General features: G+C 44.6%; 18 protein-coding genes. 13 read left to right on the forward strand and 5 right to left on the reverse strand.

All coding sequences use genetic code 11. The features are described 5' to 3' along the window. Positions 1–31: 31 nt before the first annotated feature. Positions 32–1,648, reverse strand: coding sequence for a methyl-accepting chemotaxis protein (locus BCU12_RS14050; protein ID WP_102404881.1), 1,617 nt, complete (start codon positions 1,646–1,648; stop codon positions 32–34). A 310-nt stretch (positions 1,649–1,958) separates the two neighbouring features. On the opposite strand from BCU12_RS14050, the gene queD reads away from it, so the two are divergent. The 4 genes from queD (at position 1,959) to BCU12_RS14070 (ending at position 4,662) form a co-directional block, all read left to right on the forward strand. Next, positions 1,959–2,324 (forward strand): 6-carboxytetrahydropterin synthase QueD, encoded by a 366-nt coding sequence (gene queD, locus BCU12_RS14055; protein WP_198599334.1) that lies wholly within the window; start codon positions 1,959–1,961, stop codon positions 2,322–2,324. 111 nt (positions 2,325–2,435) lie between these two features. Next, positions 2,436–3,101 carry a hypothetical protein gene (locus tag BCU12_RS14060; protein ID WP_102404883.1) on the forward strand — a complete coding sequence of 222 codons (666 nt, stop codon included), beginning with the start codon at positions 2,436–2,438 and terminating at the stop codon, positions 3,099–3,101. Between the two features lie 146 nt (positions 3,102–3,247). After that, positions 3,248–3,439, forward strand: coding sequence for a hypothetical protein (locus tag BCU12_RS14065; RefSeq protein WP_102404884.1), 192 nt, complete (start codon positions 3,248–3,250; stop codon positions 3,437–3,439). Between the two features lie 68 nt (positions 3,440–3,507). Continuing rightward, positions 3,508–4,662, forward strand: coding sequence for an aromatic amino acid transport family protein (locus BCU12_RS14070; RefSeq protein ID WP_102404885.1), 1,155 nt, complete (start codon positions 3,508–3,510; stop codon positions 4,660–4,662). Between the two features lie 111 nt (positions 4,663–4,773). Here BCU12_RS14070 and BCU12_RS14075 read toward each other — a convergent pair whose 3' ends face one another. The 3 genes from BCU12_RS14075 to BCU12_RS14085 all read right to left on the reverse strand — a co-directional run bounded on the left by BCU12_RS14075 (position 4,774) and on the right by BCU12_RS14085 (position 8,390). Further along, positions 4,774–6,135, reverse strand: a complete 1,362-nt coding sequence (locus BCU12_RS14075) for an L-serine ammonia-lyase (RefSeq protein ID WP_102404886.1) — start codon at positions 6,133–6,135, stop codon at positions 4,774–4,776. 79 nt (positions 6,136–6,214) lie between these two features. Next, positions 6,215–7,468, reverse strand: a complete 1,254-nt coding sequence (locus BCU12_RS14080) for an aromatic amino acid transport family protein (protein ID WP_102404887.1) — start codon at positions 7,466–7,468, stop codon at positions 6,215–6,217. A 316-nt stretch (positions 7,469–7,784) separates the two neighbouring features. After that, positions 7,785–8,390: a CoA pyrophosphatase gene (locus tag BCU12_RS14085; protein ID WP_102404888.1), complete on the reverse strand. Its 606-nt coding sequence runs from the start codon at positions 8,388–8,390 to the stop codon at positions 7,785–7,787. Between the two features lie 89 nt (positions 8,391–8,479). Here BCU12_RS14085 and BCU12_RS14090 point away from each other — a divergent pair, with 89 nt between their 5' ends. Beyond that, positions 8,480–9,022: a heme NO-binding domain-containing protein gene (locus BCU12_RS14090; RefSeq protein WP_102404889.1), complete on the forward strand. Its 543-nt coding sequence runs from the start codon at positions 8,480–8,482 to the stop codon at positions 9,020–9,022. Between the two features lie 17 nt (positions 9,023–9,039). Beyond that, entirely contained in the window at positions 9,040–10,737 is a 1,698-nt protein-coding gene (locus tag BCU12_RS14095; RefSeq protein ID WP_102404890.1) for an ATP-binding protein, read from the forward strand. A gap of 16 nt (positions 10,738–10,753) precedes the next feature. Here the strand turns inward: BCU12_RS14095 and pabB are convergent, their stop codons facing one another. Next, on the reverse strand, positions 10,754–12,172 hold the full coding sequence (pabB, locus tag BCU12_RS14100) for an aminodeoxychorismate synthase component I (protein WP_102404891.1): 1,419 nt from the start codon (positions 12,170–12,172) through the stop codon (positions 10,754–10,756). Positions 12,173–12,362: 190 nt separating this feature from the next. On the opposite strand from pabB, the gene BCU12_RS14105 reads away from it, so the two are divergent. From BCU12_RS14105 to BCU12_RS14135, 7 genes are all read left to right on the forward strand, one after another. After that, positions 12,363–13,877, forward strand: a complete 1,515-nt coding sequence (locus tag BCU12_RS14105) for a fumarate hydratase (protein ID WP_102404923.1) — start codon at positions 12,363–12,365, stop codon at positions 13,875–13,877. A gap of 330 nt (positions 13,878–14,207) precedes the next feature. Then, on the forward strand, positions 14,208–14,393 hold the full coding sequence (locus BCU12_RS14110; RefSeq protein WP_102404892.1) for a hypothetical protein: 186 nt from the start codon (positions 14,208–14,210) through the stop codon (positions 14,391–14,393). 145 nt (positions 14,394–14,538) lie between these two features. After that, positions 14,539–15,915 carry a YcjX family protein gene (locus tag BCU12_RS14115; RefSeq protein ID WP_102404893.1) on the forward strand — a complete coding sequence of 459 codons (1,377 nt, stop codon included), beginning with the start codon at positions 14,539–14,541 and terminating at the stop codon, positions 15,913–15,915. Then, positions 15,912–16,934 (forward strand): TIGR01620 family protein, encoded by a 1,023-nt coding sequence (locus BCU12_RS14120; protein ID WP_102404894.1) that lies wholly within the window; start codon positions 15,912–15,914, stop codon positions 16,932–16,934. Before BCU12_RS14115 ends, BCU12_RS14120 begins: the two co-directional genes overlap by 4 nt. Before the next feature lie 102 nt (positions 16,935–17,036). Further along, on the forward strand, positions 17,037–18,581 hold the full coding sequence (gene tyrR / locus BCU12_RS14125) for a transcriptional regulator TyrR (protein ID WP_102404895.1): 1,545 nt from the start codon (positions 17,037–17,039) through the stop codon (positions 18,579–18,581). 79 nt (positions 18,582–18,660) lie between these two features. Beyond that, positions 18,661–19,245, forward strand: coding sequence for a ribosomal protein S5-alanine N-acetyltransferase (gene rimJ / locus BCU12_RS14130; protein WP_102404896.1), 585 nt, complete (start codon positions 18,661–18,663; stop codon positions 19,243–19,245). Beyond that, positions 19,242–19,832, forward strand: a complete 591-nt coding sequence (locus BCU12_RS14135) for an HD domain-containing protein (protein WP_102404897.1) — start codon at positions 19,242–19,244, stop codon at positions 19,830–19,832. The genes rimJ and BCU12_RS14135 overlap by 4 nt, the downstream gene beginning before the upstream one ends. The last annotated feature ends 4 nt before the right edge of the window (positions 19,833–19,836 follow it).

The following is a 19,836-nucleotide window of genomic DNA, read 5'->3' on the forward strand; positions in this document are numbered from 1 at the left end:
CGCCTCTAGTTGGTGAATATTCCACCATTCATTACGATTTCTTCCCCGAAAGGGTAAATTGGTTAAGTAATGCTTCTAATTTCTCAGATAATTGCTCTAGATTGATGCTGATTTCACGGGTTTGAGTTGCCGAGCTCGATGTATCATCTGAGTGACGAGTGATGACCTCTATCTTGCCTTGAATCTCGTGGTTTAGTTGGGTCGATACCTGACTTTGTTGTTCGATGCTGCTTGCATGATTAAGCGCTTGCTCCATCTCAGTCACGACGTCGCTCATTGCTCTCGACAGGGTTTCTATTACAACTGAACGCTCTTGGGCTTGTTCACATACGGTATCAACCGATTGCAGAGAGCCTTCGCTGTTTTCTTGCAGTTGAGTGATGATGGTTTCAATATTCCCTGTCGCTTCTGAAGTTCGGCTTGCGAGCTGTCTGACTTCATCCGCAACCACGGCAAAGCCTCGCCCTTGTTCACCCGCACGTGCAGCTTCAATTGCTGCATTTAATGCCAGTAGATTGGTTTGATCGGCAATGCCTTTGATGACCGCGAGAATACTCGATACTTCATTGGTTTGGTTATTGAGTTGTAAAATGGTCGTTTTTACCCCTTCGATGTCACCGACCAGATCTTTAACGCCTTCACTCGCTTGATGAGCTTGGGTCGCGCTGTCTTGAGCGATCGTCGTCGTATGCTTGATCAGCGCCGACGCGTCGGCAGTCGCTTGCTCGACCTGATTCTGTTGAGCTTGCATTTGTTCTATGTTCGATTGAACGTCAGATGTTTCCTGCTGTTGGTTATTCGCCGCGTGATCGGTGATTTTAGCGACATCTGTAAGGGTCGTTGCGGAATCTGCCAGATGATGCGATGTCTCTTGGACCTTGCTTAAACTCTCGCTCACTGTACTCATGAACGAGTCTATGGCGTTCGATAAATGACCGATTTCGTCTTGGTTTTTGGTGTTCATGCGTTGCGAAAGATCCTTAGTTTGGCTAACGGATTGCATGAATTGAGAGGTTTGTTGAATCGGTCGTACGATGATCTTTCGAATCACGAAAAGTGTAATAAGAAAACCGATAAACGAGATGAGTGCGGTAATACCGACAACAAAGAGCGTTTGGTTATTGATGAGGCTATTGACGCTGCTGAGGTTGTATTCAAGACGAATTGCGCCAAGGACTTCTCCCTCAGGTGCCAAATGGCAAGCTACGCAATTGGTTCCACGATAGTTTTCACTTGATTTCATCGGCATCGCGACAACAATACCTTTTCCCCATTCTCCAGAGAATGGCTCAATAACCGTTTCTCCAGCAAGCGCTCTATGGTCTATGTCATCAGTCGGTTTTTGGTTGGGTTGACCTTCACCATAAATTTTGTTGACGGCTTCAGCACGCAGTACTTTTACGTTTTCAATGCCATCTTGAGCGAGCGCTTTCTCTCGCAACGTTTCTTTCTGAGCCATGGTTCCAGTGAGCATCATCATATTCAGGCTGTCGAAGTAGTTGCTGGCTTTATCGTGCAACTGTTCGCTCAAAACCGAATTGACGAGGCTTCTTTGCTGAAAGTACTGATAGGAAGTGGACACCGTTAAGACAAGCGCTGAAACGGAAATTAATGTGATGAGAAGTTTAAAGCTGACGGATAGTTTCATGATGTTTTTATTGTTTTGGGCTGACGTCGTTAATATACCCCTATTAAAGTAGGGTTAATATAATGAATATCTTGTTGGTGTGATATGTCGCATGAGGTTTCGTTGTAAATGTGATGTGAATGCGTGGTGTTTTCCGTGTGACGTTCTGACATTGCTCTGACTTACCGGTGTTCACTTTTAAGAATTCGTTTGGCCTAAAATTGTACTCAGTCTTTGATTCCGTCAATCAATGGCTTTTCTATCAACTAAACTTGTCACAGTGAGGGGAATTCCTTACTATTGCGCGTCTTTAAAAACGTCGAGAATGAAAATGAAAGCCGAATTATACAAAGAGTTTATGTTTGAAGCTGCTCACCACTTACCGCATGTTCCTGAAGGACATAAGTGTGGTCGTCTTCATGGGCACTCTTTCATGGTTCGTCTTTATGTTGAAGGTGAGGTTGACCCTCATACGGGATGGGTTGTCGATTTCTCTGAAATCAAAGCGGCATTCAAGCCGATATACGACCGCTTAGATCACTACTACCTCAACGATATCAAAGGCCTTGAGAACCCAACTAGCGAAGTATTGGCAAAATGGATTTGGAATGAATTGAAACCAAGCCTGTCTTTATTGAGCAAAGTTGAAATTAAAGAAACGTGTACCGCAGGTTGTATTTATGTGGGTGAGCGCTAAATTCAACCAATCAATATCAATGAGAAGCGAAGTTTAACTTCGCTTTTTTTATGCCTAAAAAACAATGCTAGTATGGATGGCGTTATTCGATCTAAAAGGGACAATGGATTTATGGCAGCGCGCATTTCAATGGTCATTCAGTGCATTTTGGCGGTTTCAATTTTTTACCTAGGCTATAGCATTCACTCGTTTACTTCCAAGGTAGGGGAGGTGGTCGATAAATATCCGCAAATGATCACCGACATTGGCGATTTAACGGAGAAGCTTGAAATCAAAGAGTGGTTGCAGTTTGCTGATCATTTGGAGTCAATGGTTCCACTAGTTATCGGTACCGTTAACGAGGTTAACCAAACCTTGGTTGATGTGAATAGTACGGTGGAGTCAATTGATCAAAAAATACCCGTCATCGTTTCAGAAATTACCGCGTATCGTGAGCAAACGATCCCTTCGGCGTTGATAGAGATGGAGCTGTACCGTACTCAAGCTATTCCCCAAACCGTCGCCGAACTAGAGCGTTATCGTGTGGATGTCATACCGCCTGTGCTTGTTGAAACTGAGGCGTATCGAACAACGGTGATCCCAGCCGTAGTCAGTGAATCCGCCCATTTACGAAGTGACATTCCACCAATGCTAGCCAAGGCAGACCTTATTGTCGATAAAACGCAGCAAATAGCGGCAGAGGCCACTCAAGGTGCGGTGAAAGGGGTTGTATTATCACCCATTAACCTGCTTCGAGACGCTAGTAATGAGCTTAAGCTGAAAGTTCAACCTGAATAGATTCGACGATTATTTAGCATGATCGTCAGTTAATCGTTGCAATACGAAGCTCAATAGATAAGATTGATCCACCTCTAAATCTGAGGTGGGTTAGCGTAAGGACAGCTAATTTCAAATACAACGGATGTCACTTATTGGATCAATAAATGAAATTCAAGATTACCGCACCAATCATCGAACCAACAGAAGGTTCACCACATAACGCGCTTCCACTTAGCCATCACCAAACCTCTTATGTCTCTTCCTTTCTAAGCCCGTGGCTTCTTGCTGTGTCTACTCCATTTTATTGGATCTCTGCACGTCAGTTCTCGTCGTTTCAAGCGCACTTTTCGTATTGATGGTCAAACGTCTATTGACTCAATACAACTCTCTGAAAATCTCAATCAAATTTTAAGTGCTTGAAAATATGAATACTAAAATATTAGGCAGCGCCCTAATTATCTCTGGTACCGCGTTAGGTGCTGGTATGCTTGCTATCCCGATGGTCTTGGCTCAATTCGGCTTGATGTATGGTTCTTTACTCATGCTCGGTATTTGTGCGGGGACGACCTACGCGGCGCTCTTACTGTTAGAGGCGACAATCAAGGTGGGGGATGGCCTTGGAATGAATTCGATTGCCCGAAAACTCTTGGGTAAAAGTGGTCAGCTTGTCACCAATGGTTTGCTCTACGCGTTACTGATTTGTTTGCTCATGGCTTATATTTTGGGTGCGGCTGACTTCGTTATTCAACTGTTAGGTGGCATCGGTATTGATTTGACGTCGGTACAAAGTCAAATCCTATTCACCGTTGTGGCTGGTTCGTTAGTAGCCATCGGCACTGACATTATCGATAAATTCAATCGAGTGTTGTTTCTTGTCATGGTGCTTAGCCTAGGCGCCACACTCTTGTTGTTGGAACCGAGCTTCTCATTAGAAAACTTGCATCAGGTCAGTAATACTAGTCATATCTCGTTGATTAAAACGAGCGCAATCCTGTTTACAAGCTTTGGCTTTATGGTCGTGATTCCGAGCCTAGTTGCCTACAACCATGAGGCGACCGACAAGCAGCTGAGAAATATGGTCATACTTGGCTCTTTGATTCCACTTGTTTGCTATCTATGTTGGTTGTTTGCGGTCGTGGGCAACCTAGAGCTGGAACAAATGAGCCGCTTTTATCATGTCTCGGACCTAATACGCGCTTTTGAATCTCATTCACCGTGGCTCAGTACAATATTGTCTGTGTTTACTGGCTTAGCTCTGTTGACTTCGTTCTTTGGCGTTGCGATGGCGCTGTTCCACCAAAACAGTGATTTGTTTAATCAAAACAAACTGGTTACGTATTTACTTACGTTCATGGTGCCATTGGCCGGGGCGCTGTTGGCAGCCAATCAATTTCTGTCGATACTGAGTTACGCAGGAGTGATTTTGGTCTTTTTGGCGGTGTTCATACCACTGATGTTCGTATACAAACTGAGAAAAGATAGAATAAAGAGCGAGAGTTATACCGCTGAGGGTGGGGGTGTCATGTTGATCATAACCTCACTGTTCGGGTTATTTTTGCTGATTTCTCAATTTATCTAGCGATCTGATTCGTTACCGGTTCGTTTACCCGTAAATGGATACAAAAAGCCCGAGCAATTATTTGCTCGGGCTTTCTCTATTTAGCTGTTTTGCTAAGTCATTACGTAGCGATTAACACACCACTTTAATGGCTAGACCGCCTTGAGAGGTTTCACGGTACTTAGCGTTCATGTCTTTACCGGTTTCAAGCATCGTCTCGATAACTTTATCAAGAGAGACTGTTGGCGCAGATGAACGGCGAAGTGCCATGCGAGTCGAATTAATTGACTTCACTGCTGCGATGCCGTTACGTTCAATACAAGGTACTTGAACCTGACCCGCAACAGGGTCACACGTTAAGCCAAGGTTGTGTTCCATAGCGATTTCTGCGGCCATGCATACTTGCTCAGGGCTACCACCCATAAGCTCAGCAAGACCCGCAGCAGCCATTGAACAAGCCACGCCTACTTCACCCTGACAACCGACTTCGGCGCCAGAGATAGAAGCGTTACGCTTATAAAGGCCACCAATTGCACCAGACGCCGCGAAATAACGGATGTAATCTTTCTCAGTCACTGTCTGAATGAACTTGTCGTAGTACGCGAGTACGGCAGGAATAATCCCGCATGCGCCGTTTGTCGGTGCCGTTACCACACGGCCACCGGCTGCGTTTTCTTCATTGACGGCAAAAGCAAACATGTTAACCCAGTCGACCACCGCCATTGGATCGTTAGTGGTTTTCTCTGATGTCATCAGTTGTTGGCGCAGAGCAGCAGCGCGGCGCGGTACGCGTAGAGGCCCAGGAAGAATGCCTTCCGTATTCATACCTCGCTCCATACATTCACGCATGGTTTTCCAAATGTTCGCGAAGTAAGTACGAGACTCTTCGTCAGAATGAAAAGCCGCTTGGTTTTTCATAACTAGTGTACTGATAGAAAGGCCGCTTTCTTTACACTGATTAACCAGCTCTTCAGCAGTTGTGAATTCGTAAGGGGCTTTAATCGGGTTTTCTTCTTCTTTGCCGAAGTTTTCTTCGTCAACAATGAAACCGCCACCAATGGAATAGTAAGTTTTAGAGTAAGCCACTTCATCGTCGATCCAAGCGTGGATACTCATACCATTCTCATGTAGAGATAGGTTAGACGAATGGAAGTTCATTCCCCCTTCTTTAGGGAACGAAACAGTATGACAGTGCATACCCACAGGTAAACGCTCAGTTTCTTCAACACGGGCGATAAAACCTGGTATAGAGTCGATGTCTACTTTCTCAGGGGAATTGCCTGCAAGACCCATGATAATAGCGATATCTGTGTGGTGACCTTTCCCTGTCAGTGATAGTGATCCATAGACGTCCACGGTGATTTTAGTAATGTCGCGCAATTTTCCCATTGAGCGTAAATCATCAATAAATTCTTTACCCGCTTTCATTGGTCCAACTGTGTGTGAGCTCGAAGGACCAACACCGATTTTATAGATGTCGAAAACACTGATCATATGTGAAACCTCATTAGAAAAGGCCCCTAAAATGGGGCCTTATTTTAGTTATTATATCTAATATAGTGCTGGATAGGTTTTAGAATATACCGTTAATAGCTGAAGTTACAGCAGCAAGACCACAAATTGCTGTGAAGATTTGCGCTGCTTTAGATGTTTTGTATTTTGCCATTGCTGGTACTTTGTTCATTGCAAAGATAGGCATTAGGAACAAGATAGCGGCAATCATTGGCGCACCAAGCTCTTCAATCATACCTAGGATGTCTGGGTTGATGATAGCAACCGCCCAAGTTGTTAGAACGATGAACAGTAGTGAAACCTTTTCAATTTTAGCCACTGGCGCTTTCGTACGAGACTTAGCAAGACCAACAAGACCTTCTTGAGCACCGAGGAAGTGGCCAAAGTAGCTTGATGTGATTGCTGCAAATGCAACGATAGGGCCCAGGTATGAGATGAATGGAGATTCATGGATATTCGCTAGGTAAGAAAGAACACTGATGTTCTGTGCTTGTGCTTGTGCCAGTTGCTCTGGAGATAGAGATAGAACAACAGAGAACACGAAGAACATGACGAAGCCCATTAGCATCACTGCTGCACCGCCGGTAATCGCGTCAGTTTTCTTAACGGCGTTCTCGCCGTGCGCTAAACGTTGTTCTTTAGTGAACTGACTGATAATAGGGCTGTGGTTGAATGAGAAAACAATCATTGGAAGTGCTAACCAAATCATCACTGGCATAGCGCTCCAGTCAGGGCTAACAGCAATCATTGAAGTATTCCAATCTGGGATTAGATAGAAAGACAACGCAAGAAGAATGGTAACCAATGGGTAAACCAGAGCTGACGTTACTTTCAGCATCAGTTCTTTACCAAATAAGATGCCTGCAGTCATCATGGCAATCAGTGAGCCAGACAGCAACCAACGCGGAATTGACTCCATGCCCATTTGGTGAACAAGGAAAGAGTCAACCGTGTTTGTTATGCCAACACCGTAGATAAGAACGATAGGGTAAATAGCGAAGAAGTATGCAAATGTAATAAGGTTTGCGCCAGTTTTACCAAAGTGTTCTTCCACTGTTTCACTGATGTCTGCATCAGGATTTTTAGCAGAAAGGATGAAACGAGCAAGAGATTTGTGTGCTAACCAAGTCATTGGGAACGCTATTAACGCTAAGATTGCTAGAGTCCAGAAGCCACCCGCACCGGCACGAATTGGAAGAAATAGTACGCCAGCACCGACAGCAGTGCCGAACAGTGAAAGGCACCAAGTGAAATCTTTATAAGTCCACTTAGACGAAGTTTGAACGGCAGTAGCCGCAGAAGTTTGTGTATTCATATTTGTACTCATTTTGGGAACAGGAAATAAGTTGAGTGCATTGTGCATAGATTTGTTGCACAAATATTAGATCTAGATCATATATTTACTGGGATTATAAAACCATCAATAAAAACTTGTTCTGGGTCACGTAAAAAACGTGCCACTCATTAATTTGATTGTTCATTTGGATTAGTTTTACTAATGGGTGGGTTTTGTTGGTGGTGAAGTGAGCGTTATTCTGGTTAAGCCTTGAGGCAAACGGTTGCGCGAGTGTTTTGGTTACTTTTTCTAATCTTGGTTATGCTTTCTCATGCTTGATTAGTGGCTTGTTTTTCTAATTGATCGACATAATGTGTTGTTGCATTGCTTGAATAATTTGAGCGGTCATCCCCCAGATAAAATGATTCTTATAGGGTAAGGCGAAAACGCGATGATGATGATGGTTGATGGTAAATAAATGACTGTATAACTGTTGTTGATCGAGCATATGGTTCACAGGGATTTCGAAAACCTCAGCAACCTCATTTGGGTCAATCAGCATAGAATAGTCTGGGTCGATGAAAGCCAATACAGGGGTGACGGAGAAGTGACTAACCGTGACGAGTTCAGGCATTTGACCAAATATACTGATGTACTTAGGGTCAATGCCGACTTCTTCTTGAGTTTCTCTGATCGCCGTCGCTAGAAGTGAGGTGTCGCTTTCTTCGTACTTGCCGCCTGGAAAACTGATTTGCCCTGGGTGGTGTCTTAAATGTTTGGCTCGCTTGGTTAAAACGACAGACAGCCCTTGGGGTCTTTCGATAAATCCCACTAATACCGACGCTTTTCTCAAGGTGTTATTTTCTAAATGCGATACACGTTTGGTCGATTCCGCGTGATAGCTGACTGGCTGATGAAACTGAAATTTTTGAATGAGGTCACTTTTATTTAGTTCAAACAAGGCATTACCCTTCAGATAATAATTTGTAAAAGGAGTAAGTTTGGATCATGCTTTAATTATCTTACACACATTAAGGATAGCTCATAAAGATGAAAGGGATTATTTTTACTGAATTCATGGAATTAGTTGAGCGAGAGTTTGGCCTTGAAGTACTGGATTCAATACTGGATGAAGCGGAAGATAGTGGTGTGTATACCTCAGTGGGGAGTTATGACCATAAAGCGCTCGTTTCTTTAATCATCGCATTGAGTAAGAAAACCAACGTATCGAGCGAGGACCTACAGCAGGTATTCGGTCGCTCTGTGTTTCTTAACCTATTAAAAACACTGCCTAATACTGCGGCTCTCAATCGTTGCTCAAACTCATTTCAGTTCATTCGTCACGTTGAAGATTACATACATATCGAAGTCAAAAAGCTCTATCCAGATGCGAAACCGCCCTCATTTGAGTTCATTTCAGAAACGAAAACAAAAATGGTGTTTGATTATAAAAGTGCTCGGTGCTTATCCCATGTCTGTTTGGGCCTAGTAAAAGGCTGCAGCGATCACTTTAATGAAAACATCGACATCGCGACAGAGACTCAATCTGATGACCGATCACATGTCCGGTTTTCGTTGACGTTAAGCTCATAGAAAGGGTGATAGGTAAAATGAGTGGTGTTTCGCCCATTGAACGAAAATTATCGCGAGAAATTGCCGCGAGGAAAGAGGCTGAGCAGCTTTTAGAGAAAAAAGGGCTAGAGCTTTACGAGGCGAATCAACAACTCACGCTGGCGCTCAAACAGCTCGAAAAACAAAACCAAAAAGACATGCGAAAATTTGAGTTTGAACAACAAATTGATGAGGTACTGATTCAATTTGGCCGCTCTTTTTTATCCCGTCATCTCGATGATGCACTACTTTCCAGTTTTCTAACCCAGCTCTCTAGCAGTAATGTCATTGATTCGGTGTACCTCAATATTGCGGGAACCGAAATGCCCGCGCTGGATCTTGAAGATTTTGAGTGCGTAGAACATAAACGACAGGACGCCCTAGCGACCGAGGTGCGTTGGCAAAATAACTTTTTGTTTCTTCCGCTTCGCATCGGTAGAGCTGAAATCGGTGAGCTGGTGTTTGTTGTTATTGTTGGCGACGTAAACAAAGACTTTATTGTTAGCCAAGTTCGTCTCGTTGGGGAGCTTTTGTGCAGCGCATTGAGTCGTCAAATTATGATCAATGAGACGTTGGATGCAAAAACACGAGCTGAAGATTCTGAACGCGCGACAAAAGAGTTCGTGGCAATGATAAACCACGAGCTTAGAACGCCACTCAATGGCCTATTAGGCAGTGTTGAGCTAATGGCGGATACACCATTAGATGAGGTGCAAACCAGTTATCTAGGCAATTTAACGCAATCCGGTGATCTGCTACGAACCATTATCAACGATCTATTGGACTTCAGTAAAATGAATGCCGGAATGATGGAGTTGATTCCAAGTGAATTCAGTTGGACTGAGCTTGAACAAATGCTGAAAGGAATCTTTGCTCCTAAGGCCCTTGAAAAGCGCATAGAATTTAGTATTGAACGGGAAACTCAAGTACCAAGCAATTTGATTGGTGATGTGGAGAGAATTAGTCAAATATTGGTCAACTTGGTCGGAAACGCCATTAAGTTCACGAGTGAGGGCTGGGTGAAATTAGAAGTGAGCTGGCAAGGTAACCAACTGGCTTTTAAAGTCGTCGATACGGGTATCGGTATTGAGCAGAAAAAACAGGCGACGCTTTTTGACCCTTTTGTGCAAGCGGACAGTTCTAGTAAACGTAATTTCGAGGGAACAGGGTTAGGCTTAGCGATATGTAAGCAATTGATTGAGCTGATGGATGGCAACCTGTCATTAAAAAGTGAGCTTAACAAAGGATCGACTTTTAGAGTCTCTTTGCCATTAGAGGTGGCTAAGGAAGCCGAAGATAAATCCCGAAAAGAATCCACTCAGACAGAAGTGAAAAGTTTAGAGGGGCTAGAAATACTGGTTGTTGACGATATTCGTATGAACCAAATCATTATCAATCAAATGCTGAAGAAATTTGATCTTGTCGCTGACATTGGAGGCAATGGTATTGAAGCCATCAATGCAGTGGAAAACAAAGAGTATGACATTATCTTTATGGATTGCCGAATGCCTGAAATGGATGGGTTTGAGGCGACGTCTGTTCTTAGACAGCAAGGGTATCAAAAACCAATCATCGCGTTGACAGCCGGTACTACGCTTGAAGAAAGAGAGCTGTGCATTGAAAGCGGTATGGACGATATTCTCACCAAACCTTATACCGCTTCAGGATTGCAGCAAATGATATCCAAATGGGTATAGATTAGGATTAGCGTCTCTAGACACCGTCCTTTTCCAAAACAGGCAATATCCGGCTCAGCTTGTCCAAAATTTCTTGGTATTCTGAATCACATTCACTGTCAGCAACAACGCCTCCGCCAGCCCACGCATAGATGCTAGAATTTTTCGCGACCAGTGTTCGTATGGTGATGCTGGTATCCATTGTTCCATCGCGGCTGATGTACCCAATGCTGCCACAGTATACGGTGCGTCTATGCGGCTCTAATTCTTCGATAATTTCCATCGCCCTTACCTTGGGCGCGCCAGTAATAGAGCCACCTGGGAAGCTTGCTTTTAGAAGGTCAGCATTAGTGTACTGTGCGTCTAGTTTCGCTCGAATGGTGCTAACAAGGTGATGAACCGCTGGAAAGCTTTCAATATCAAAGAGTTTAGGAACGTGAACGCTGCCTGGTTTAGCGACACGGCCAATATCATTGCGCAATAGGTCAACAATCATTAGATTCTCAGCCTGATCTTTTTCGGCGTTTGCCAGATCATTTGCGTTTTCTGTGTCGATGGATTCAATCGACGAACGTGGACGAGTTCCCTTGATTGGCTTTGTTTCAATGATCTTATTTTTTACCTGTAAGAAGCGCTCGGGCGAAACACTCAAAATGGCACTGTCATCAGTGCGGATAAAGGCAGAAAAAGGCGCAAGGTTGTGTGACTCAAGCTTTTGGTATGCTTGCCATTCAGACCCTTTGTAGCTTGCTTCAAATCGTTGTGCCAGATTGATCTGATAACAATCGCCGGAGAGTAGGTAGTCCTGTACGGTGTCAAATTTCTCTGAGTAACTCTGTTTGGTCATATTAGAAGACCATGGTGACGTTAACTCGAAAGGCAGTGTATCGCTTTTATTTTCTATTTGCTCAAGTAGCCATTGCCATTGTTGATCCGTTTGGTGGCCAACAATGCACGCTGACTGTTGTTGGTGATCAACAACCAAAGCCCAGTCATACAACCCAATCGCCATTTCAGGCATGTCGATATCGTCTAGCGCTAAGTTCGGCAAGCGCTCAACGCGGCGACCAAGGTCATACGCAAAATAGCCCACGCTCCCCCCAACAAAAGGCGTGTCTTGGTGACTTTTTTTGTCTGCACCGACTAAAGCATCGGGCAGGCTCTCAACCTCTGGAAGGTATTTTGATTGAAGACCAGCCAGTAGCTCGAAAGGGTCATCACTGCTTTCAAAATTACCATCGGGTGTGGTGACACGAGTGGATAAGTGTTTGGTGATTAATGTGGCTATAGGGTTCGTCACGACTATGTCAAAGCGGCTATCGATATGATCGTGCGAAGCAGAATCTAAAAACATCGCCCAAGGCTTGTCTTGAATGTGAGTAAACACACGGCTAGCAAGGTCTTGTTGGTAATCAATAGGAGTAATTTGGATAGATTTATGCAGGAGTTTATTCATTTGTATAATTTGTGACGAAGAAAACGATCACTTCATAGCGCCTAAAGGAAAGCAAGAGTATCATAAAAAACAAATCAAAAGTTGCTACTTGATTGTATTGTCGATAGAAGTTGTTGCCTAGCTTGATAATCTGTGTCGGCCTTTACGATAATAGTGGTAACAAGGAAATATAACTATAATGAGGCAAGCAATGACAGTCATTCGCAAACAAGACCTTATCAGCAGTGTCGCTGATGCTCTTCAATATATCTCTTATTATCACCCCCTCGATTTTATCCAAGCGCTAGACGCCGCATACCAACGTGAAGAGAGCCAAGCAGCGAAAGATGCCATTGGCCAAATTCTTATTAACTCGCGTATGTCAGCTGAAGGGCACCGTCCAATTTGTCAAGATACGGGTATTGTGACGTGTTTTGTTAATATTGGTATGGATGTCACGTGGGAAACCGATTTAACGGTTCAACAAATGGTCGATGAAGGCGTTCGTCAAGCCTACACCAATCCAGATAACCCATTGCGTGCGTCTGTTCTTATGGACCCTGCGGGTAAGCGCATCAATACGAAAGACAACACGCCAGCCGTGGTTCACATCAACATGGTTCCTGGTAACAAGGTTGAGGTTCAAATTGCAGCCAAAGGCGGCGGCAGTGAAAACAAAACCAAGATGGTGATGCTCAACCCTTCTGATGATATAGCCGAATGGGTAGAAAAAACGCTGCCAACGATGGGCGCGGGTTGGTGTCCACCGGGCATGCTAGGAATAGGCATTGGTGGTACGGCAGAGAAAGCCGCCGTGCTTGCCAAAGAATCTTTGATGGAACACATCGACATTCAAGGCCTGATTGAAAAAGGCCCAGAAAACGCAGAAGAAGAACTTCGCCTAGACATTTTTAATCGCGTCAATAAATTGGGTATCGGTGCGCAAGGTCTTGGCGGTTTAACCACTGTCGTTGATGTGAAGATTAAGACTGCTCCAACACACGCCGCTTCTAAACCGGTTTGTTTGATTCCTAACTGTGCGGCTACACGTCACGTGCACTTTACTTTAGATGGCACAGGCCCTGCTGATCTAGCGCCACCTAAGCTAGAAGACTGGCCTGAGATCACTCAAGAAGCCGATGCCAATACGCGTCGAGTAAATCTGGATACCGTAACTCAAGCGGATGTTCAAGAGTGGAAAACGGGTGAAACGGTATTGCTATCTGGCAAGATCTTAACGGGTCGTGATGCGATGCATAAGCGCTTACAGGGTATGATCGAAAGAGGCGAAAGCTTGCCTGATGGTGTCGATCTGAAAGGTAAGTTTATCTACTACGTAGGCCCGGTTGATGCGGTTGGTGATGAAGTGGTAGGCCCAGCAGGCCCAACGACGTCAACTCGTATGGACAAGTTCACCGACATGATGCTCGAAGATGTTGGCATTATGGGAATGATTGGTAAAGCAGAGCGTGGCCCAGCGACCGTTGAGTCGATCAAGAAACACAAAGCCGTGTATTTGATGGCTGTTGGTGGCGCGGCGTATTTAGTGGCTAAAGCAATCAAGAAAGCACGCGTTGTGGCGTTTGAAGACCTTGGTATGGAAGCGATTTACGAATTTGAAGTCGAAGACATGCCAGTCACTGTAGCCGTCGACTCAACCGGTGCAAACGCACACCAAATTGGGCCTGACACGTGGAAAGTCAAAATAGCACAAGCGGAATCGTAGTTAACCATTAGGTTTCAATAGGTTCCAAGTGGAAAAACGTAGTAAGCTGTTGATGTGAATGGAGTTAGTTGTCAGTTGGTTCAGCAGCTTACTAAAACAATGTTTAGGGATGTAGGCTTGAAACAGAGCGACATTCTAAACTTGCCAAATTCAGTGAGTATGAATGGGCTCTGAATCTAACGACTCATAGAAATGTTAGGATTTTAAAGCTATTTTTTAAAACGCTGCCGTTTGACAAAAAATCGTCGGCTAGATGCTTATCCGCTGTTAAAAGCATAGGTTTCGCCGCATTCAATAGCGTATCTATCAATAATCGTTCAGGAGAATAATGTGCCTCGATTTATCCAGATTTTACAAATTGCCATCGCAATCGTGGTGGGCAGCTTCCTTGGTTACGATCTGATTTTACATGGTATCAGTATCTTCGATGTGAAATATGTCACCATCACTTGCGTTTTGTTTGTCATGCTAGAGTTGGCGCTGTTTGTGATTTACAAGTTGATTGAAGATGACTAAAACAGAATACATTGTATTGAAACTGAGCCTCTGAATAACATCAGGGGCTTTTTTATTCATCTAGGATTAAGATTCATTGATGTAGCTTATTGATATCGGATTGAAAATTTAGAGGTCGGGCATAAGCCCAATAAAGAGAGAGTAAATGAAGAAACTGGGCCAAGAAATGAGTGATTTTCTACATCGCAGTACAGACTCACACGTCAGAGTTGCGATCACTGGGCTGTCTCGAGCAGGGAAAACGGCGTTTATTACCTCGATGGTGGATCAGCTACTCCACACCTCTACGCATGATAATCTGCCTTTGCTTCATTCTGCTCGCGACAAACGAATAATTGGCGCGAAACGAGTACCACAAAGCAATATGATGGTGCCCAGGTTTGCCTATGATGAAGCCGTGGCTCAGCTTGCATCAGCCCCACCGGAGTGGCCTGTGCCGACTAAGGATGTCAGTGAGATTCGCCTAGCAATCAAATACAAGCCAAAGAAGCGCCATAAAAAACTGTTAGGTTCAACCTCGACACTGTACTTAGACATCATTGACTACCCAGGAGAGTGGTTGCTGGATCTTCCATTGCTAGATTTAAGCTTCGAGCAGTGGTCAGAGACTCAGTTTGATGCATTGACGGGAACGAGAAAAGCGCTCGCTAACGAATGGATGGGGTTGCTCGATGGACTCGATTTGAATGCAACCGCCGATGAAAAAAAGCTAGAGGCTATTTCTCAGTCCTATACGCAGTACCTTCATGACTGCAAGAAAACAGGGCTTCATTGGGTGCAACCCGGTCGGTTTGTATTACCCGGTGATCTTGAAGGCGCGCCCGTGTTGCAGTTTTTTCCGTACCCAAACTTAACCAGTGAGAAAGCGCTGAAAAACAGTAATTTGGATATGCTGAAAAAGCGCTATCAAGAGTATCAACAGAAAGTCGTCAAAACATTCTATAAACAGTATTTTTCAACTTTTGACCGACAGGTTGTTTTGGTGGATTGTCTGTCTCCTTTGAATGAAAGCCATGAATCCTTTAAGGACATGAGCCACGCGCTAGAGCAAATTATGCATAGTTTTCAGTACGGTCGAAGTGGGCTATTAAAGCGATTGTTCTCTCCGAAAATAGACAAGGTACTGTTTGCAGCAACCAAGGCTGATCATGTGACACCAGAACAGCACCCAAACTTGGTGTCTCTATTGCAACAACTCATCCATCCTGCATGGCAAAACGCCGCGTTTGAGAACATTGAGATGAACTGTATTGCGATGTCGTCTATTCAAGCGACAACCTCGGGTTTTGTTAACTCTGGTGACAGCACTGTCCCCGCTATTCAGGGCGAAACTTTAGAGAACAAGCCACTTACCGTCTTTCCAGGTGAGGTCCCTAAAAAGTTACCGAATCGAGAGTACTGGCAAGAGAGCGGTTTTGAGTTCACCTCATTTAGGCCAAAACCCAAACCTCAGTACGGGCCAAGTGAACACATCCGAATGGACAAAGCGTTAGAGACGATATTGGGAGACAAACTGAAATGAGCGATCTAAAAACGAAGCACGTGTTTGCCCAAACGTTGAGCGACGACAAAAACAGCAATGACATTGAAATGACGGCTCATCAGGCGTTCGAGCAAGTTGAAACGTTTGTCCCTGCCGTAAGCACTGAAGAAGAGGTGGAAGTTGAGTTAGACCAAATCATCAGACCGAAAAAGGGGAGAAAAGGCCTCGCGTTTGTACTGGTTGCAATTTTTGGAGGGTTACTAGGGTGGCAGACGATTGATACCCTTGTAACGGCTCTAACAGCAGGCGATTGGTTGGCGCTAGGCTGGGCTGGTTTTGCAGGAGCGTTGTCTGTTCTTGGCATCGGTGCAATTGGCAAAGAGATCTGGAAACTTCGTAAGCTTCGCCACCACTTCTCTACTCAAGAGAAGAGTGAGGCGTTGATAAAAGAGGGGGGCGTTGGGCAAGCAAAGGCTTTTTGTTACGACATTGCAAAGCAAAGCGGAATCCCCAATGAAAACCCAAGTTTCGATCGCTGGAAAAACAGTATTTCAGACTCTCATAGTGACGTAGAAATACTGGAACTGTATGAGTCGATGGTGGTGTCGCAATTTGATGAAGAAGCGGCACAAATTGTCACTAAGCACGCTAGTGAATCGGCTGCGCTCGTGGCTGTTAGCCCTTTGGCCGCGGCAGATATGGCGCTTGTGGCTTGGCGTAATTTTAAGATGATCGACGCATTGGCGAAATTATACGGTGTTGAGCTCGGCTATTGGTCACGTATCTCTTTATTTAAACTAGTGGTTGTCAATATGGCTGCGGCAGGAGCAAGTGAGCTAGCGATTGATGCGAGTATGGATCTGTTATCGATGGATCTGGCTGGGAAATTGTCAGCGCGAGCGGGACAAGGGATTGGGGTCGGTATACTGTCGGCTCGTGTTGGCCTTAAAGCGATTTCACTGCTTAGACCGCTGGCTTGGCAAAAAGAGAATGCGTTGACGCTTTCTACGATTAGAAAGCAGATTGTTTCTAAAGTCGCTGCTATTTCAATCAAATAGGTGCAGCACTCTTCGGATTCAAGCCAGACTTCTTGACGCATTACAGGCCATGAGCGAAACTAGTGTCAACATTTTCTGACACCGTTCAATTAGGATTTCTTCGTGCGCCTAGAAGTATTTTGTGAAGATAGATTAGGTTTAACTCGAGAATTGCTTGATATCTTAGCCTCTAAGAGTATCGACCTTCGTGGCATCGAGATTGATATCAGTGGAATCATATACCTTAACTGCCCTGATATTGACTTTGATACCTTCAGTGAATTGATGACTGAGATTCGTCGAATCGCTGGCGTGAAAGATGTCAGAAAAATCCAGTTTATGCCGATTGAAAGGCACAATACCGAACTTATCTCTTTACTGAACAACCTTCCTGATCCTGTATTAGCGATTGACCTTAAAGGGCAGATCGATTTGGCGAACCACGCGGCCGTGGATCTCTTCAAACAAGCAGACGAAGACATGACGGGTCTGCAGATTTCCTCACTACTACCAAGCTTCGACTTTTCTCAATGGTTTGAAGGCAATATTACTCGTCAGCGAGAGAATATCGTTATTGACGGCCTTGATTACGCAATGGAAATCATGCCGGTTTACATCACCGGTGAGTCGAACGAGTCAACACTGGCAAGTGCCGTGATGATCATCCGCTCAGGAAGCAACAAGCGAGAGTTCGATGACAATCTTCCCCTTAATAACAATCTAGGTTTTGAGCATTTTGTCGGTGTCTCTAATCGTCATAAGGCACTAATAAGTCAAGCGAAGAAACTCTCTATGCTTGATCAACCTTTGTTGATTGAAGGTGAAACAGGGACAGGCAAAGAGATGCTTGCCCGAGCATGCCACAATCGCTCAAATCGTGCTTCAGCCTCTTTTATGATCTTGAGCTGCGCTTCGATGCCGGATGACGTTGCTGAAACCGAACTATTTGGGCATGCACCTGGCTCGTTCAATCATGAGCAAGGGCACAAAGGTATCTTCGAGCAAGCCAACGGCGGCACGGTTTTCTTAGATGAAATTGGCGAAATGAGTTCTCATCTACAAATAAAGCTGCTTCGGTTCCTACAAGATGGGACCTTTAGACGCGTAGGCGAGGAACACGAAGTTCATGTTGATGTCCGAGTGATTGCATCAACCAGACTAAACCTGGCTGAATTGGCGGACTCTGGGGCATTCAGAGAAGATTTATTCTATCGCCTTAACGTGCTTACCCTTCGTATCCCACCGCTTCGAGAGCGTACTAACGACATCGCTCCTTTACTTGAGCTGTTCGTGGCTAAATACGCGAACCAACTTGGCATGGCGAAACCCGATCTTGCAGAAGAGTTGGTTGATGGGTTATCTAATTATCAATGGCCGGGCAATATGCGCCAGTTAGATAACATGGTGTTAAGAGCGTTAACAGAGTGGCAAGAAGGTCGACTCGATGCTTCGCTTTTCCATCTTCCACAACTTGAAACCGTCTCCGCTGGGATTCCTAATGTGAATCTTGACGGCTCTCTTGATGAGATAATGAAAGAATATGAATCTCAGGTGCTGGAAAGATTGTATCAGTCATTCCCATCTAGCCGTAAGCTAGCGAAGCGGCTCAATGTTTCTCATACGTCAATCGCGAATAAATTGCGTGATTACTCCATACGTAAAACCTAGATAAGATACGATACGGTGAGGGCAGTGAGTGGCTGTTAAACAAATTAAAGAGTGAGGGACAGACTTGTACGGAGCGGCAATGAACAGAGTGAATTCCCATCAAAGTGTTTATGAAGATGATGGTGATTTTATATTACGTACGGCTGAAATCGATGATGCGAAAAAAATAAGCCAATACTTTAATCGTAACCGAACCCACCTTAAACCATGGGAGCCTAGGCGAGAAGACGCATTCTTCACTGTTCAAGGATGGTCTCAGAAATTGGTGAAGTTGCAAGAACTGCATTCTTTAGGGCTAGGGTACTATTTGATTGTGACTGATCCCTCTGGGGATAAGGTGATTGGTACGGTTTCGTTCAGCAATCTATCTCGTTTTCCATGTTACACGTGTACGGTGGGTTATTCTTTAGATGAACAGGCTCAAGGGAAGGGGGTAATGACACGCGCCCTGACACTTGCCGTTAACTACATGTTTCAATATCAATCCATGCATAGAATCAACGCTGCGTACATGCCGAATAACTCACGAAGTGCATCGGTATTAAAGCAGAATGGGTTTGAAAAAGAAGGCTTCGCGAAACAGTATCTGTTGATTGATGGTGAATGGCGAGACCACATACTGACCAGCTGTATTAACAAGAATTGGAAGACGGTGGCGAGATGAATGAACGATTAGCGAAACAATTAGCCCTTGTCATCGAGCTAGATCAACTCAAATCTGTGCTGCGTCGCACCCGAGTAAAAAGCGCGCAAGGCCGCTTGGAAAATAGCGCTGAACATAGCTGGCATGTTGCGTTAATGGCGATATTGATGGAAGAACACGCGAATGAGTCAGTCGATATTGCGCGTGTGGTTAAGATGCTGTTGCTTCATGATATCGTTGAGATCGACGCTGGTGATACGTTTGTTTATGATGTCGCTGCTTCTTTAGAGCAAGAAGAAAAAGAATTGAAAGCCGCTCAGCGATTGTTTGCCATGTTACCGAGCGACCAAGGTGGTGAGTTAATGACAATCTGGTCGGAATTTGAGGCTGCAGCAAGTGCAGATGCACGTTTTGCTAAAGCATTAGATCGAATCATACCGATGATGTTAAATTTTCATAATAACGGACAAAGCTGGATTGAGCATCAGGTGACTTCTGAACAAGCGCTGACCATTAATAGTAAAATTGCATTAGGGTCTGAGACTCTGTGGAATGAAGCAAAACGAATGATAGAAACCGCCACCGAAAATGGTTGGTTGAAGAAATAACGAG

The sequence above is a fragment of the Vibrio sp. 10N.261.55.A7 genome (genome assembly GCF_002877365.1).
Classification (GTDB): Bacteria; Pseudomonadota; Gammaproteobacteria; order Enterobacterales; family Vibrionaceae; genus Vibrio.

Bases quoted from the DNA above. Each gene is read 5' to 3' on its own strand.
- BCU12_RS14050 (WP_102404881.1), bottom strand. From the start codon at position 1,648: ATGAAACTATCCGTCAGCTTTAAACTTCTCATCACATTAATTTCCGTT.
- queD (WP_198599334.1), top strand. From the start codon at position 1,959: ATGAAAGCCGAATTATACAAAGAGTTTATGTTTGAAGCTGCTCACCAC.
- BCU12_RS14060 (WP_102404883.1), top strand. From the start codon at position 2,436: ATGGCAGCGCGCATTTCAATGGTCATTCAGTGCATTTTGGCGGTTTCA.
- BCU12_RS14065 (WP_102404884.1), top strand. From the start codon at position 3,248: ATGAAATTCAAGATTACCGCACCAATCATCGAACCAACAGAAGGTTCA.
- BCU12_RS14070 (WP_102404885.1), top strand. From the start codon at position 3,508: ATGAATACTAAAATATTAGGCAGCGCCCTAATTATCTCTGGTACCGCG.
- BCU12_RS14075 (WP_102404886.1), bottom strand. From the start codon at position 6,135: ATGATCAGTGTTTTCGACATCTATAAAATCGGTGTTGGTCCTTCGAGC.
- BCU12_RS14080 (WP_102404887.1), bottom strand. From the start codon at position 7,468: ATGAATACACAAACTTCTGCGGCTACTGCCGTTCAAACTTCGTCTAAG.
- BCU12_RS14090 (WP_102404889.1), top strand. From the start codon at position 8,480: ATGAAAGGGATTATTTTTACTGAATTCATGGAATTAGTTGAGCGAGAG.
- BCU12_RS14095 (WP_102404890.1), top strand. From the start codon at position 9,040: ATGAGTGGTGTTTCGCCCATTGAACGAAAATTATCGCGAGAAATTGCC.
- pabB (WP_102404891.1), bottom strand. From the start codon at position 12,172: ATGAATAAACTCCTGCATAAATCTATCCAAATTACTCCTATTGATTAC.
- BCU12_RS14105 (WP_102404923.1), top strand. From the start codon at position 12,363: ATGACAGTCATTCGCAAACAAGACCTTATCAGCAGTGTCGCTGATGCT.
- BCU12_RS14115 (WP_102404893.1), top strand. From the start codon at position 14,539: ATGAAGAAACTGGGCCAAGAAATGAGTGATTTTCTACATCGCAGTACA.
- BCU12_RS14120 (WP_102404894.1), top strand. From the start codon at position 15,912: ATGAGCGATCTAAAAACGAAGCACGTGTTTGCCCAAACGTTGAGCGAC.
- rimJ (WP_102404896.1), top strand. From the start codon at position 18,661: ATGAACAGAGTGAATTCCCATCAAAGTGTTTATGAAGATGATGGTGAT.
- BCU12_RS14135 (WP_102404897.1), top strand. From the start codon at position 19,242: ATGAATGAACGATTAGCGAAACAATTAGCCCTTGTCATCGAGCTAGAT.